The sequence below is a fragment of the Enterocloster bolteae genome (genome assembly GCF_002234575.2).
Classification (GTDB): Bacteria; Bacillota; Clostridia; order Lachnospirales; family Lachnospiraceae; genus Enterocloster; species Enterocloster bolteae.
Map to the genome: position 1 here is coordinate 6,412,460 of NZ_CP022464.2, position 15,372 is coordinate 6,427,831.

Annotated in this window: 12 protein-coding genes; 1 reads left to right on the forward strand and 11 read right to left on the reverse strand. The window is 49.7% G+C overall.

The genetic code is table 11. The features are described 5' to 3' along the window. Nucleotides 1-6: 6 nt before the first annotated feature. The 10 genes from mobV to CGC65_RS32000 all read right to left on the reverse strand — a co-directional run bounded on the left by mobV (nt 7) and on the right by CGC65_RS32000 (nt 14,294). Nucleotides 7-972 (reverse strand): MobV family relaxase, encoded by a 966-nt coding sequence (mobV, locus tag CGC65_RS29850; protein WP_002569195.1) that lies wholly within the window; start codon nt 970-972, stop codon nt 7-9. 613 nt (nt 973-1,585) lie between these two features. After that, the gene (locus tag CGC65_RS29865) at nt 1,586-2,626 is read right to left on the reverse strand and encodes an AAA family ATPase (protein ID WP_002569196.1); all 1,041 of its coding nucleotides are present in this window, start codon (nt 2,624-2,626) and stop codon (nt 1,586-1,588) included. 153 nt (nt 2,627-2,779) lie between these two features. Continuing rightward, the gene (locus tag CGC65_RS29870; RefSeq protein ID WP_002569197.1) at nt 2,780-3,253 is read right to left on the reverse strand and encodes an RNA polymerase sigma factor; all 474 of its coding nucleotides are present in this window, start codon (nt 3,251-3,253) and stop codon (nt 2,780-2,782) included. Nucleotides 3,254-3,336: 83 nt separating this feature from the next. Further along, complete coding sequence (locus tag CGC65_RS29875) at nt 3,337-3,762, reverse strand: RNA polymerase sigma factor (RefSeq protein ID WP_002569198.1); 426 nt, start codon at nt 3,760-3,762, stop codon at nt 3,337-3,339. A 95-nt stretch (nt 3,763-3,857) separates the two neighbouring features. Next, nucleotides 3,858-4,367, reverse strand: coding sequence for a sigma-70 family RNA polymerase sigma factor (locus tag CGC65_RS29880; protein ID WP_002569199.1), 510 nt, complete (start codon nt 4,365-4,367; stop codon nt 3,858-3,860). A 489-nt stretch (nt 4,368-4,856) separates the two neighbouring features. Continuing rightward, nucleotides 4,857-5,030, reverse strand: coding sequence for a cysteine-rich KTR domain-containing protein (locus tag CGC65_RS29895; RefSeq protein WP_002779755.1), 174 nt, complete (start codon nt 5,028-5,030; stop codon nt 4,857-4,859). Nucleotides 5,031-5,081: 51 nt separating this feature from the next. Continuing rightward, on the reverse strand, nt 5,082-7,001 hold the full coding sequence (gene tet(O) / locus CGC65_RS29900; RefSeq protein ID WP_002569200.1) for a tetracycline resistance ribosomal protection protein Tet(O): 1,920 nt from the start codon (nt 6,999-7,001) through the stop codon (nt 5,082-5,084). Nucleotides 7,002-7,367: 366 nt separating this feature from the next. Further along, nucleotides 7,368-7,742, reverse strand: coding sequence for a TnpV protein (locus CGC65_RS29905; RefSeq protein ID WP_002569201.1), 375 nt, complete (start codon nt 7,740-7,742; stop codon nt 7,368-7,370). Further along, nucleotides 7,723-13,119 carry an SNF2-related protein gene (locus CGC65_RS29910; RefSeq protein ID WP_330369703.1) on the reverse strand — a complete coding sequence of 1,799 codons (5,397 nt, stop codon included), beginning with the start codon at nt 13,117-13,119 and terminating at the stop codon, nt 7,723-7,725. The genes CGC65_RS29905 and CGC65_RS29910 overlap by 20 nt, the downstream gene beginning before the upstream one ends. A gap of 830 nt (nt 13,120-13,949) precedes the next feature. After that, entirely contained in the window at nt 13,950-14,294 is a 345-nt protein-coding gene (locus tag CGC65_RS32000) for a TnpV protein (protein WP_425609799.1), read from the reverse strand. On the opposite strand from CGC65_RS32000, the gene CGC65_RS32005 reads away from it, so the two are divergent. Then, nucleotides 14,293-15,060: a hypothetical protein gene (locus tag CGC65_RS32005; protein ID WP_007037449.1), complete on the forward strand. Its 768-nt coding sequence runs from the start codon at nt 14,293-14,295 to the stop codon at nt 15,058-15,060. The two genes, CGC65_RS32000 and CGC65_RS32005, sit on opposite strands and share 2 nt — an antisense overlap. A 96-nt stretch (nt 15,061-15,156) precedes the next feature. Here the strand turns inward: CGC65_RS32005 and CGC65_RS29915 are convergent, their stop codons facing one another. Beyond that, nucleotides 15,157-15,372, reverse strand: a complete 216-nt coding sequence (locus CGC65_RS29915; protein WP_002569203.1) for a transposon-transfer assisting family protein — start codon at nt 15,370-15,372, stop codon at nt 15,157-15,159.

A 15,372-nucleotide genomic window follows, 5' to 3' on the forward strand; every position in this document is an offset into this window, starting at 1 on the left:
CACTTTTTACCTTTCTCTTGATTTGTTTCTGCCTGTTCTCTGTAATTCTTCCAACACTTCGGGCGGTATCTTTGACAGCAGCCGCCCCATCTGCTCGTTGGTTCTCTGCAACTCAAATATCTTCTGATTTGCTTTCTGTACCTTTAGTTCCTGCTCGTACTTTTCATCACGCATACGCCCCGCATAGTCCGATTCCTGCCCGATTCTCTCTTTCAAACTGTCGATATACGTCTGCTGTTTCCCGATTTCTTTAGAGAATTTCTCCACGTCTGGCAGCCATGCGGAAAGTAAATCTAATGCTTTATCTCTTTTCTTTCCTGCATTAAAAGCATTGATGTCGGAGAGGGCAGACACGATTTCCGCATACTGTTTATCAAGCCTGCCGCCTAGTTTATAGAGCCATGTGGGGATGTGTTTCCGCTTTGTTTCCATTGAGGACTGACCCCGTTCAAGCTGATTCCACCGTGAGGACATCCGCTCATGGTAGGCGGTCTGCCACTCGGATAATGATTTCTGGTTGCCTAAAATAGACTTCGCTGACAGCTTGTTGTCTGGCGTAATCGGCACAAAGCAGAGGTGCATATGCGGCGTTTTCTCGTCCATGTGTACGACTGCGGAGAGGATATTTTTCTCCCCGACACGCTCCGAAATGAAGTCCAGAGCCATCGTAAAATACGCTTTCTGTTCCTCTGGCGGCAGGCTGTTCATAAATTCTGGTGAAGCCGTGATGAGCGTTTCCACCATCATTACGCTGTCTTTCCTCGTCCTGCACCCCGCTTCGGCTACCATGTGGTTAATCTCTTTCTTGTAGGTGTAGCGTGGCGGTTTTACAAGGTGATAGTTATTTTTAGAGCGTTCCATGTCGATATCTGGATTACTTTTGTAGGCTTCTTTCTTCCGCTCGTTGTGGCGTTCGCAAGCCGCAACGCCGCCCGCTTTGCGTTTCTGGAAACGCAGGATTGCATAGGGCATAATTCATCATCTTCCTTTCTTCGGCGGGTAATCTTCTAAAGGGTGACGGTTGGTGACGGTGATGACGGTTGTTTTGGGATACCCTCTGCCGACTGCCGCAACTGTCACCCTTATCCCCTGCATGACGGTCATGTCGATGATGACGGTGTTTTTGGGATACCCCCCTCGCAAAAGCCGTCACCGTCATGCCGCCATTCTTTTATCCGAAGCCGCAAGGCGCAGGATAGCAGGGCGCAGCCCTGCCATAAGGGAGTCCAGAGGGAACGTCTGGCACACGACTTTGCAGGGCAAAGTGTAGTGTGTTACACCCTGTAAACGCAGTCGGAAAAATCAGATGGATTTTTCTGACCGCAGGGGTGGTTTTACACGCCCGAAAAGGGCGGGTGAATCCCACGCCTGCATTTGCGTTTGCGGGGTGTTCTCCCGTAGGGTGACAGTTGCGGGGTATCCCAAAATAACCGTCACCACCGTCACCAACTGTCACCCGCAGGGCTGAACTGACGATTTTACATACATTCCGCATGACTGTGACAGTAACAGGGGTATCCCCAAAACACCGTCATAACCGACATGACCGTCACACATGGGGCAGAGCCGCCGATTTTACATAGGCTTACATGTCGGTGACGGCGGCAGGGGGTATCCCAGAAACACCGTCATCATCGACATGACCGTCACTGTCTGTTCCCTCCTGCATTACAAGTGAAATTATCCGCCCGCTGCTCCTGCGGCTGAAACCATAGCGGATATGGTTCTCTTGGAGAAAGTCAAGGCGGTATTCGTTCATCCATTTCGTCAAGACATTTGCCGCCGTTTCCGTTTCGCCCAGAGCATCCAACAGTTCCGTGGCCGTGCCTGTCCATTCTTCCTTATCCCTCATAAAATCCACTAACCGAAAAAGAATGTCTGGTATCGCTTCTTTCGCAAGCTGCTCCTGCGTTTTCCTCTCCACCAGTTCCCAACTGCAATCACGGAAACGGAGCGTGTATTCCTGATAGGGCGTGTCCCTGCCCGTCACATACAGCTTGGCGGTGTCTGACGCACGTTTCTCCTTTTCCAGAACAAAGGTAGCGTCCGCACTCCCCGTTAAGCCTGTCGTCCCAGATACTTTGTTGAATACATCGCTGTCATTCTGCTTTCGGATGTGGTGTACGACAATAACTGCCAATGAGTGCCTGTCGGCAAAGTCTTTGATAAGGGAAATGTCCCCATAGTCGCTTGCATAGGCGTTGTCTTTTGAAGCTGTACGGACTTTCTGCAAAGTGTCAATGACAATGAGCCTGCTGTCTGAGTAGTCTTTCAGATAATCCTCAAGCTGCACGATAAGACCGTCTGACAGCTTGCAGCTTGCCACGGCAAAATGAAGCCGCCCGCTTGCTTCGTCCGTCAAGCGGAACAGCCTGTCCTGTATGCGGCAGAACGTGTCCTCAAGGCAGAGGTAAAGCACATCGCCCTCCATTGTCGGCATATCCCACAAGGGAAGTCCCTGCGACACGCATAGGCATAGCTTCAGCATGAGCCAGCTCTTGCCTATCTTCTGTGAGCCGCAGAACAGCGATAAACCTGTCGGAATAAGGCTGTCCACCACAAAGGACGGTTTCTCAAGCGGCTCATAAAGGAGCGTTTCTGCGTTGACTGTCTGTAACTTCTGCATGGCTTTCCTCCTTTCGGGCGGTGTCTTTGTTTTCGTTGCACATAGGCGTTGACCTCCTTAAAAATAGATTTACTCCCATGAAAAAAATGAGAGTATGTAATGCCGCCAATCCCGTACAAATAAAAAACAGATTTCTTTTTCGGGCGGTATCGGTCACGGTTGGAGATACTTTTTCATTTCCGCCTTTACTTTCTCCTTTGCGATGGCAACGGATTTCTGTATTGCCGAAGCGGTGCAATGCTCCATAGCGGCGATTTGGTAAAAATTGAACTCATACTCGTAGTAGAGCAGGAAACGCCGCCTTTGTATCTCTGGCAGGCTCCCAACCGCCTTACAGAGCGTTTCATTCCGTTCTTCTTCAATCATGCGTTCATCAAGGCTCTTAGGCACACGCAACGCCCGTCTGTAAAGGGTTTCGTCCCATACCTCGTTAAACTCCCTGTGCCGCTCGTCCCATTGGAGAAGATTCCTGTTCCTGCGTTCCATCTGCCGAAACTCCATAAAGAACTGTTCCGACACTTCCAACTCGTGGGATTTGCCCTGCCCGTCCTTAAAGCTGATAAAATACCTTGTGCCGCTTTCCGTGGATTCCTCCCGAAGCGTGTATGCTTTAACCCTGTATGCCATCCCTCTGTCCTCCTGCCAAAAATAAGCGGGGAGATTCCGCTCCCCACCCAGTAGCCCGCAGAATAATGGGATGTATTAGACGCTTATAAAATTTTCCGCAACTTCTTCCGCAGATGGTCTAACCTCGCATAGATGGCACCAGTCGTCAAATGCACAAGCGGGGCAATCTCCTTTGTGGAATACCCCTGCATTTTCAGCAGGACGATTTTCAAGGTACGCCCGTCTACTGCCACTAACACTTGATAAAGGTTTTCGCTCTCAATCTCGTCCAGTAACTCCGCAACCGTACCCACTTCCGCCTGCCGCTCCCTGTCTGCCATGTCCTCAAGGTATTCCGCAACGTCATTCGTCCATCGGTAAAACCGCCTGTTGGAATTGAAGTCTGCCCTGTCCGCTATTCGTATCTGCTCAATGGTCGCTTCATCAACGCCGCACTCACGCATCAGCTTTTCCTCCGCTTCTTTCCAGATACGCCATTTCCTGTCCTCCCGTCCGTGGTTGTATGCCATTTTTTATTTCCTCCAATCAGAATTGATTGAGAGGGCAGAGAAAAGCCCCCTCATTTTCCCAAAGGAAAAAACAAGGGGGCTGAACGCCTTAAATTTTAACTTTCTATTATCTTTCTTAGTTTTATTAGGATTCTGGCTTTGCGTTTGTTCACAACGCTCTGGGTTATGCCGAACCTCGCCCCGACTTCACGCTCGGAAAGTCCGTCAAAAAAGATGGCATGAATCAATGCCTGTTCACTATCCGACAGCAAAGGCAGGGCGGCTTTCAGCCTGTCCACCATGACCGCATTGACAACGGTTTCCGCAATGTCCGCCGCTTCATCAGCGATAAAGTCTAAAGGATTCCCCTCGCTGTCCGTAAATCCATCCAGAGAAAGCAGGCTGTTCTTCGTATCTAATTTTTGCAGATAACGCCACCGTTCCTTGTCACGGTAGAAGTCCGTGTATTGCTCCCTCACAACTTCAAGCAGACAGCCTTGAACTGGGATAAACAGCTTGTCCATATAAGTCTGGTCGGATTCTCTGCGGCAACAAAAATCCGTGTAGGACAGTTCCACGTATCTGCCCCTTTCCTTGATATATACTTTTCTTGGTGCGTATTTCACCGTATTGTCCTCCCATCTGAATTTTTGAAATGCTTAAAATCCAGATGGAGAGGCGGCGAACGACACCTAACACCACTAATAGCCCTGCGGCACTTTCCAACAAAAATCGACAAAAGAAAAACCGCAAAGGCTCTGTGACCTTTACGGTTATAGGAAATAGTAATTCTATTGTATGGAGATTGTACTTCTACTTTCAAGGCAGGAAGTACCGTTGCATAGGCAGAAATTTTTTTAACTGGTTTCCTGCCGTTCTCTGATATGCTATGTATTGATAAATTTTACTTCGTATGAGCAGATGAATAACCGCCCGAAAAAAGAACATAAAAAAATCCCTCCAAATTTAAAAACAAATTCAGAGGGTAATTTAGGGTATAACAAAATAACCCACCCGAATATCGTTTTTTTATTTGGTGAGTTTGTTCTTTCAAATACGAAACAAAAAGAGCCGATGATTCGTGAATTGTTCCACAATTTCATCGGCTCTGCGTCTTAAGCGTCTGGCTCTTTGATGACAGTTATCTTCAAGTTGTCAACTTTAATCAATCTTTCTTGTCTGCATTTTGGACAATAAAGGGGATAATTCTCCAAAACAGTGTCCTTCCTAATTTTATTACGGGTTTTACTCCCACAAACAGGACACAATATCCATTCACATTTCATCATAATTAGTCTCTAATCCTTTCAAATCTCATTTTATATGACTTTTGCAAGCTGTTAAGCTAACTTGTGGAACATATGCCGAACCTTATCTATACGGCTATTCGGGCGGCGGGGTTGGCAAATAAATTTACCAATAGCTGGCTGGTATCCTTTTAACTCTGTCAAGCAGACTCCCTGCCCATTTGTGAAATAAGTTAAATCGTTCCTGTATTCTTGAATACATCTAGCAGGGATTTCTCCTTTCAGAATGACCTCGTCATTCTTTATCTGAGTACTTACAATATCTGCACAATACCTTGGAGCATCATGATACGCCCGTGAGAGATATTCCTGCGGTGCATAAATTTCAAAGTGGAGATATGGCTCTAATAGTTCTGTTCCTGCTTTTTTTAAAGCCTGCTCCAATACGATAGGGGAAAGCAGCCGAAAGTCTGCGGGGGTACTTACAGGACTATAATACAATCCATATTCAAAACAGATTTTACAGTCTGTCACTTTCCATCCATACAGCCCCTGCTCGCAGCCATAAAGAACCCCCTCCATAACCGCATTTTGGAACGATTGGTTTAAATATCCAAGTGAAACTCTGCTTTCATACTGCACTCCGCTTCCAATAGGGAGCGGCTCTATGGACAACCCGACAGAAGCCCAGAAAGGATTTGGCGGGACTTCTATGTGGATGGTATATTCTGCTTTTCTAAGCGGTCTTTCCATATATATAACAGTAGGCTCTTTTATTTCTGCCTCCACATGATATTTTTCCTCAAGGATGGCACAAATGACTTCCATCTGCACATTCCCCAAAAAAGAAAGTATAATCTCATGCGTTGTAGTATCCACATAATATTTTAAAAGAGGGTCGCCATCTGAAATTTCTGTAAGTGCCCCAAGCAATATTTCCCGCTGTTCAGATTTCTTTACTGCAATCGTTGTTTGGAGCATAGGGAGAGGATTTTCAATAAATTTTCTCTGCGGCAACAGCATTTCGTTCCCCAAAATACTGTTTAGCTGCAAAACATCATTTGGTAAAATTACAATATCACCAGAGCAGGCTGTATCGGATGAATATAATTCACCGTTTGTCGGAACACACATCTCTGTGATTTTTATTTTCTCTTTTTCAGATATTCTAATAACATCCCTCAAATGCAATGTTCCGCTATATATACGCACATAAACAAAACGCCGCCTTTTCTCTGAATATTCAATCTTAAAAACCTGCCCGCATAGTTCAGATTGACCTTCAGGCGTTGATGAATAAAATTTACTGGCAATCACTTCTATAAGCTGCCGAATCCCCAGATTGTTTTTAGCGCTTCCGTGATAAACGGGAAATAACGTTCCGTTTTGGAATCTCCTGTTTTCTTCCTGTTCCAGTTCTGACATTTTAAACGGTTTCCCTGACATATATTTCTCTAATAGTTCATCGTTTCCCATAATTACCGCATCCCACTGTTCCATATCGTCATTGTCCGTTACATTTATATGGGGATGCTGCCCAACCTTTTGCTTCACTATAATTTCCGAAGAAAGCTTTGCTTTCATTTCCCGATATACCATTGGCAAATCAATCCCCTCTTGGTCAATTTTATTGATGAAAAAAATTGTCGGAATCTTCATTATCTGTAGTGCATGAAACAGTATACGGGTCTGTGCCTGTATGCCATCCTTTGCAGAAACTAATAATACTGCTCCGTCTAATACGGATAAAGAACGGTATACTTCCGCCAAAAAATCCATATGGCCTGGCGTATCTATAATGTTGACTTTTACATCCTCCCACTGAAAAGATGTCACTGCTGTCTGGATAGTGATTCCCCTTTGACGCTCCAAATTCATTGTATCTGTCCTTGTTGTGCCTTCATCTACACTCCCTAGTTCTGCAATTGCACCACTGGTATACAATAAACTTTCCGTTAATGTTGTCTTTCCTGCGTCAACGTGAGCCAGAATGCCTAAGTTAATTATTTTCATGTGATTTTCCTCCTATCAACACCCAAAAAAGGGCATAAAAATACCCAGTGATAAATACTCCTATCACTGGGTAAATAACTCCAATAGCCCCAAAACACTTATATGTTTTCGGGCATATAAAATTACATGATAAAAGTATTCTTAAACTGGGTACAAAAAACTAAGCCCCATATTAAAAGTGAAACGAGACTGCTACTTTTTGTTCCCACTATCAAATTGACAGTTTATTTAAGAATACCTTGCCGCATATTTATTAACTCCTTGTATAATACTGAATCTAATTATATTCCTTAACCCTTTATTTGTCAAGCTGACAAACTAAAGCAGAAAAAGCGGCAGGATTTCCCCCTGCCACTAATCATCTGTTTATGCAAAAATAATTTCCTTTTCCACAATCTCCCTCGCACAAGCCCTTATGTTATTGAGGTATCCTGTCCATTCTAAGGCGTTTTCTGCCTTTAGCTGTTCCGTTATGCCCTGTGCCTGTTTCATACCCTCTATGAGCCTTTCAAAGCCTTCCTGTGCCTGTCTGTCAATGTCGGCAAGGTAAGCGTTAAGTCTGCCGCTTGTAAGAAGATTGGTGTATGTAACTTTACAGTGATGCTTCAGATAATCCAAATGCCGCTGTCCCCATATGCCTATCGGCTGTTCTTCTTCGGCGGATACAGTTAAGCACGGTATTAAATAATCGCCTTGCCTTTCGTATTTGCCGCCCATTTCCTCAAAAATTGTCTTTGCCATTGTCTGTTACCTCCACATTCTTTTTTATTTTGAATGTCCGCAAAATCCGTCCTACATCTCCCGGTCTCCACGGACAGTCCAGATCATGAAGTGCCACCAGACGGTCCTGTACATTGGTGCCTGCGCCCATCTTGGCGGTGCTGCCCATAAGTACACGCACCTGACCGGTACGGACTTTGGAGAACAGCTCCTTTTTACGCACCTCGGTATTGGCTTCATGGATAAAAGCGATCTGGTCGGCAGGCATCCCCTGGGCAATGAGTTTCTGACGAATATCGTCATATACCGTAAAGACCGGTTCCTGCTCCGGCAGGGGTACAGCGCTTTCCAATGCATGAAGCAGTGGATTATCCAGCGTTTTCGCCGCCTTACTTGCAGGGGCTTTTGCCTGCGGGGTAGAAATGTCGCAGAATACCAGCTGGGTCAGCTTGTCAGCTTCTCCATCCCGCCAGATCTGCATGATGTTTTCCACGCACTGATTAACCTTTGTGCCGGGTTCATCCGGCAGCATCTGGTTGACGATCCTCTGGTCCAGCCCCAGCTTGCGGCCATCCGAGGTAATCTTGAGCATATTGTCCTGAGACGGGTCAACGGTTCCACTGTGTACCAGCGATGCGCGCTCCGAAAGAGCCTTGACCATTTCCTGCTGATGTTCGGTAGGCTGTGCCACAATGTTGTGGTATTCCACTTCCGGGGTAGGCAGATTCAGCTGGTCGGCAGTCTTAATGTCGGCCACTTCTTTGAACAGGTTCATCAGCTCCGGCAAATTAAAGAACTTGCTGAATCTCGTTCTTGCCCGGTAGCCGGTTCCCTCCGGTGCCAGCTCCAATGCTGTGACAGTCTCCCCAAATCGGGAAGCCCAGCAGTCGAAGTGGGTCATGTTCAGTTCTTGCAGGCGTTCATACTGAAGGTAGCGCTGCATGGTGTAAAGCTCGGTCATGGAGTTGCTGACCGGTGTGCCGGTGGCAAAGATCACGCCACGGTTTCCGGTGATCTCATCCATATAGCGGCACTTGGCAAACATATCGGAGGATTTCTGCGCGTCCGATGTGGATAAGCCTGCCACATTTCGCATTTTTGTGTATAGAAACAGGTTTTTATAGTTGTGGGCCTCATCCACGAACAGCCGGTCCACACCCAGTTGCTCAAAAGTTACCACATCGTCTTTTCGCCCCTCGGCTTGCAGCTTTTCCAGTCTGGCTTCCAGAGACTTTCTGGTACGCTCCAGCTGCTTGACGGTAAACCGCTCGCCGCCGCTGGCCTGCACCTCTGCGATGCCCTCGGTGATCTCGTCGATCTGCTCATAGAGAAGCCGTTCCTGACGCTCCCGGCTGATGGGGATACGCTCAAACTGGCTGTGTCCCATGATGATGGCGTCGTAGTTACCGGTGGCAATACGGGCGCAGAACTTTTTGCGGTTATGGGTCTCAAAGTCCTTTTTGGTTGTGACTAAGATGTTGGCAGAAGGATAGAGGCGCAGAAACTCCGACGCCCACTGCTCGGTCAGGTGGTTTGGAACCACAAAGAGAGATTTCTGGCATAAGCCCAGGCGTTTAGCCTCCATCGCAGAGGCCACCATCTCAAATGTTTTGCCTGCGCCCACTTCGTGTGCCAGCAGAGTATTACCGCCATACAGCACATGGGCAATGGCATTCAGCTGATGTTCCCGCAGGGTAATTTCCGGGTTCATGCCGCCAAAAGTGATGTGGCTGCCATCATACTCGCGGGGACGGGTGGAGTTCATTTCCTCGTTGTACTGGCGCACCAGAGTCTGTCGGCGCTCCGGGTCTCTCCAGATCCAGTCCTTGAAGGCTTCCCGGATAGCCTGCTGCTTTTGGGCAGCCAGGGTGGTCTCCTTGGCGTTCAGCACGCGGCGCTCTTTTCCATCTGCGTCCTCTATGGTGTCATAGATACGGACATCCCGCAGGTTTAAGCTGTCCTCCAAAATCTTGTAGGCATTGGCACGGCTGGTTCCGTAGGTGGTGTTGGCAGCTACATCACTATAAGGAACAGAAGTTTTTCCTGTGATCTGCCATTCAGCGGTAAAAGACGAGTACTTGACCTCGATATTTCTCTGGAGATAATACGGTGTACGAAAGGTTTCGTACATAAACTGCTGGATGTACTCCTTGTCGATCCAAGTAGCGCCCAGACGCACCTCGATCTCCGACGCATCCAGGTCCTTGGGCTGGGCGGCGGTAAGAGCTTCCACATTGACTGCATAAACCGGGTCCTGCTGTGCCGCCCGCTGTGCCTGACGCAGTTTGCGGCGTACATTGCCGGAAAGGTATTCATCGGCGGTCACATAATGGGGCGATCCGTCCTGCTCCAGCTGTCCCGGTACACGGAAGATCACACCTTGCAGTTCTCCGGCCAGTTCTTCTTTTGTTTTTCCGGTAAGCTGGCTCATATAGCCCATATCCACGCAGGCTTTTTCCGAGATGGACACCGCCAGCGCTTCACTTGCCGTATCCACCACAGCCACTGCCTGATGGGGCTTGATGGTCCGTTTGGTGAACATATCCGCCTTGCGCTCCAGCTTTCCGTCCTCATCAATGACTTCCAGCGCACAGAGCAGGTAATAGGAAGAATCGTCTGCATAGGCCAGACGGTTTGCACGGTCATTGATGAGACCGTATTTGGCAGAAAAGCTGTCATAGAGCCGGTTCAGCTCTGCCTGTTTCTCCTGAATAGCGCTGTCCGGAACCGCTGCATCCATCTGAAGGTCGATCAGTTCCTGCACACAATCACGCAGTCCCACAAGACCTTTCACACGGGCTTCGGCGGTAGCGTTGAGGTCAGGGCGCACCATGCGGCTGTTTTCCCGGTAGTACACCTGCCCGTCTACAATGGCATAGGAATAGTTCTTCACATTAGGGTCGGCAGGAATGGAGGTGTCAATAGCTTCGCCTTCGCCCAGCTCCGGCAGCTCTGCCTCCTGATAAGTTCCATGAATATACTTCACCGCATCATGCAGCTGGTCGGAAAGCTCCAGTCCCTCGATAGGGTTCACGGTGTAGTCCATACCATGAGCGGTGCTTACCGGCTCCTGTCTGCCCAGCACCATTTCCGGGTGGTCGATAAAATACCGGTTGATGGCAAACCCGTCCTCCGTCTGTCCGGTCTGGGTCCATTCCGGCACGATGTCCAGCGGGCGATCCCGCTTTTGGAGGAAGATGATGTCCGATACCACCTCGGCACCGGCATTCTTTTTGAACGCGTCATTAGGCAGACGGATAGCTCCCAGCAGCTCGGCACGCTGGGCAAGATAGCGGCGCACGGTGGAATCCTTGGCGTCCATGGTATAGCGGGAGGTTACAAAAGCTACCACACCACCAGGACGCACCTGGTCGAGTGCTTTGGCGAAAAAGTAGTTGTGAATACTGAAATTCAGCTTGTTGTAGGCTTTGTCGTTGACCTGATACTGACCGAAAGGCACATTGCCGATGGCAAGGTCAAAGAAGTCTCGCCTGTCGGTGGTCTCAAAGCCGCCTACTGTGATGTCCGCCTTGGGATAGAGCTGCTTTGCGATGCGCCCGGAAACCGGGTCCAGCTCCACGCCGTACAGACGGCTGTTTCTCATTTCCTCCGGCAGCATACCGAAGAAATTGCCCACACCCATAGATGGCTCCAGAATATTTCCGGTCTCAAATCCCATACGGCCCACCGCTTCATAGATGGCCTGAATGACCGTAGGGCTGGTGTAGTGGGCGTTGAGGGTGGAGCTTCTGGCGGCGACATATTCCTCCGGGGTCAGCAGCTCTTTCAGCTGGGCATACTCTGAAGCCCATGCCGGTTTTTCCGGGTCAAAGGCGTCGGCAAGACCGCCCCAGCCCACATAGCGGGATAGGACTTCCTGCTGTTCGGGGCTTGCCTGCTGTCCGGCAACTTCCAGCTCTTTCAGCAAACGAATGGCATTGATATTGGCCTGGAACTTGGCTTTCGGACCGCCTTCACCCAAATGCTCATCGGTAATACGGAAGTTTTGTGCATTGCGGCGCAGGTTTGCCTTGTATTCCTCATAGGAGGCTTCCTCGGCAGCTTTGGCATTGGGGAAGGTCTGCCACTGGCCATTGACCTGAATGGAAACCGGGTGTTCGTCCAGCACTTCCTCAAAGATTTTCTCCGGCTCAGTCACAGGGACTGGCGGCTCCGGCTCCTGTTCTAACCACTGACGAACAACAGAAATTGGCTCCATTTGGAAAAGGGGGAACCCCGGTGCTAACGTAAAAGTAATATCTTGAAAACTAACTGTACCAGCATCATAATTGATCCAATCCACCAGAAAAGAATGGCCATCCATTTCAAAAATAGTCTCACCTGGGATTAGATGCTCACGAGCATATTCTCTGTCAGAGGCCGTATATTCTGGCTTGTGTTCTGTTTCCTCATTAGCTTCCTGCTCCACCTCTGACATTACCTTTTGATCGTTTTCCTGTTTTTCCGGGTCTGCCACCTGTCCATTGACGCTCCCTCTTTCCTCCAGAGCTTCCCGGATGGCGATAGGGTCGATGTTGTCAAAACGATCCTGTTCTTCTTCGGTATAGAACCGGTCCTCCTGAATAAGCTGGGCAATCCGGCGTTGTACCTTCGGCCAGGGCAGCTGCGTTTCCTCCGGGCTTCCGGCACGGACAACGAACAGGCTGTTGTTGCCACCGTATTCCTGAGCCAGCCATGCAGCGGTATCTTTCTCTCTTGCATGGTCTTTCATATAGCGGACGACAGCGTGTTTACTCTCAATATTGCCGTTCCATGCACAAAGGGCAGTATCAATATCTTCCTGAGAAAGAGGGCGCAGAAGTTCATGGAGCTTTGGATAGGTTTCGTCGATCACTTCCCGGTGCAGTCGCTGGCGGAACTCCGGTATATCAGAATAAAGGCGGATCAGCTCCATATCCTTAGAACCAAGGACCGCACGGCGCACAGCAGCATTGCCCTCGATGACAGCATTTTCACGGTCAGAATGACCGCAGGCATTACGGTATGCGGCATCCTCGGAAATGGAAGCAGTTACCACAGGCTTATACTGCTCAAACTGCTCCCGAAGGGTAGGCTTTGGAGTTTCTTCCTCCACCTCCGGCTGCTGGGCTTGGATAGCATCTTCTTCTGCCAGTTCCTTTTCAGCCTGGATTTTGTCATACTGCGCCTGTTCCTGTTCGGTAAGATAGCGGCCTTTCTGAACAAGAGAGGTAATGCGCTTGGCAACCTTTTCCCAGTTCAAGTGAACATCCGGGCAGCCCTGCTTTTTATAATGCAGCCCTTTCCCGTCATGATCTTCACCGCTGTGTGTTGCGCCGGACAGTGCATGAGAGCGTCCGCCAATGCCATACTCGTCTTTGAGGAATCTCACTTTTTCCTTGTCCGTGTGGTTTTCCATGAAGAAGGCATAGATACGGCCTTTTCCTCCGGCAAAACTGCTGCCGCCGGTTATGGCGGCGTCAATCTCATCCTCGGTAATGAAGCGCTGAACGGTTGGCACTTGGGAAAGGTCTGAAGAAAAGGTCCTGCGTGGCAGGTCAAGGTCCTTCAGGTTCTCCCAGATCTCCCTTGGTCTATGGTAATGAAAACGCAACAGGTCACGGTCCTGCTGATAGGCAGTCCAGAAGGCAGCGTATTCTTCCTTGAGTGTCTGGCGGAAAGCCGGGGCACTCAGCTGCTCCGTCAGGCGGCGGGTCTCCTCCGGGAACCCATTTCCTTTGATCTCTGACAGGCAGGACAAATATCCGGCTTCTCTGGCTTCCTCGCTGAAATCGTGGTACAGATGCCAGAGCTTTTCTGAAAGGAGGGATCGTTCATAGCCTGCCGCTTCTGCAAGCTCCACATTGGAGGCAAACTGGCCACTCTCCAAAAGCTCCCCGATACGCTCTGCGGCGCTCTCCCAGGAAATGACCTGGGCAGACCTGTCATAACGGACAGACTTCCCGTGGGAAAGATGGATACCATCCTCGGCATACCATGCGCTCACACTGCCAAGGCCGTTGCCGCCGTGGTACAGCTTTTTCAGTATCTCGGCAATCTCAGCGGTGGTTTTCTGCTTTTCAAAGGCTGCAACCACACGCTCTCTCTGGCGGTCTGTATTGCCGCCCAAACGCAGCACATGGTCAATATCATTTTGGGCAAAAGAAAAAGCAGAGGATGTATGCGCTACATTCTCTGCTTCATCTATGGATTGGATCTGTTCCGCTTCGGAGAGGAACAGGTTTAGGGTCAGCTGTTGATAAGCTCCGCCATCAGGATTTCCTCGGCCTGGGCTTTGCAGGTGTTCATCAGCCCCACCCACTTCATGGGATCGCTGGCTTTCAGTTCCTCGGTGGCTCCCGCTTCCTTCGCCAGTTGGGGTATCATCTGCTCCAGTCTGCTCTGGGCGGTCTCGTCGATCTCCAGAAGGTGCGGGTACAGCTTCTCGCTCAGTAGCATCTGGTTGTAGAGGATGGGACGGTGTTCCTTCAGGTAGGTTTTCCTCATCCTTCCGTACTTGCCCAGGGGTTTCTCCGGCTGCTGGCTCAGCTTCAGGTCGGGAATCAGATAGTCTCCGTTCTGGATATAGGTCATGGGATTGTTCATCTTGCTTGCTCCTTTCTTGGTTGGCTTCGCGCTCTGCATTTCGGACGGTAACGCCGATCTGCCGCAGCACCTGCTGGTTGATCTGACTGACCGCTGTTCCCAGCGCCCCGATGGTGGACGGGGTGTTGAAATCAAAGATCGCCATGAAATCTTCGTGGTCGAAGTAGCGTTCCGGCTCCAGTCCACAGCGGGACATCAAAGCGTAAGTGATGCTGACGGTGGCGGCTGCCTTGAACTGCACTCCGATGTTATACTCATCATATTCCTCCAAAAAGGAACCGTCAACGATATAGAAGAAGTCCTGCTGATGCTCCGTCCAGTATTCCTCAGCCAGTTTTCCGGCTGCCTCGGTGAGCTGTCCGGCAAGGTCATCACCGGAAACATCATAGGTGCGCTCCAGCATGGCCTGCACGGAATCCAGATGGCGCTCCTCCAGCTGCCACAGCCAGGGAGTGCGGGAATGTTCACGGGTTCCGGTGTCGGAAATATCAAAGACATAACGCAGGCGGGGCCTGTCCCCGGAATCGTCCACCAGAGCGATTCCCTTGGAACCGCGCCTTACATACCGGCCCATCTTTTCATTCCACAAATCGTACTCCGCACAGGCGGTGGCGTCCGGTCGCTGGGCGTAGATCATCAGCTGCTCATGGAACGGGTATTTGTAAAGGCGGGAAGCAGTGGTGAGAAACCCTGCCCATTCCTGCCAGCTCCCCGTGAGCTGTGTTGCCACCTTGTCCGCCATCTGTGCATATAGTTCAGCTTTGGTTGGCATGGTGTTCTGTCCTCCTTTCGGTTTTGGGGTAAAGAGGTGGGGTGGCAGATTGCCACCCCATCCCTGCGGTTATGGTGTTTACTGGTCAAAATCCGGATACAGCTCCAACTGGGCAAAGTCCTCATCGGTCATCGCACAGAGCTTCGTAAGGGCGCTGTCGGTCAGCTCCCTCAGTTCCGTTTCCTCCGGTGATAGCTCGCCGCGCATCTCACGCAGGCTGTTGATCAATCCGGTGCGGCTGCCGGTATTGTAAATGCACATCAGGTTCATTTCCTCAAAAGTAAAGTTTCCCAT

Excerpts from the sequence above, each read along its gene's own strand:
- mobV (WP_002569195.1), bottom strand. The coding sequence starts at position 972 with ATGCCCTATGCAATCCTGCGTTTCCAGAAACGCAAAGCGGGCGGCGTT.
- CGC65_RS29865 (WP_002569196.1), bottom strand. The coding sequence starts at position 2,626 with ATGCAGAAGTTACAGACAGTCAACGCAGAAACGCTCCTTTATGAGCCG.
- CGC65_RS29870 (WP_002569197.1), bottom strand. The coding sequence starts at position 3,253 with ATGGCATACAGGGTTAAAGCATACACGCTTCGGGAGGAATCCACGGAA.
- CGC65_RS29875 (WP_002569198.1), bottom strand. The coding sequence starts at position 3,762 with ATGGCATACAACCACGGACGGGAGGACAGGAAATGGCGTATCTGGAAA.
- CGC65_RS29895 (WP_002779755.1), bottom strand. The coding sequence starts at position 5,030 with ATGATGAAATGTGAATGGATATTGTGTCCTGTTTGTGGGAGTAAAACC.
- CGC65_RS29905 (WP_002569201.1), bottom strand. The coding sequence starts at position 7,742 with ATGGCAAAGACAATTTTTGAGGAAATGGGCGGCAAATACGAAAGGCAA.
- CGC65_RS29910 (WP_330369703.1), bottom strand. The coding sequence starts at position 13,119 with ATGGAAAACCACACGGACAAGGAAAAAGTGAGATTCCTCAAAGACGAG.
- CGC65_RS32005 (WP_007037449.1), top strand. The coding sequence starts at position 14,293 with ATGGGATTGTTCATCTTGCTTGCTCCTTTCTTGGTTGGCTTCGCGCTC.
- CGC65_RS32000 (WP_425609799.1), bottom strand. The coding sequence starts at position 14,294 with ATGACCTATATCCAGAACGGAGACTATCTGATTCCCGACCTGAAGCTG.
- CGC65_RS29915 (WP_002569203.1), bottom strand. The coding sequence starts at position 15,372 with ATGGGAAACTTTACTTTTGAGGAAATGAACCTGATGTGCATTTACAAT.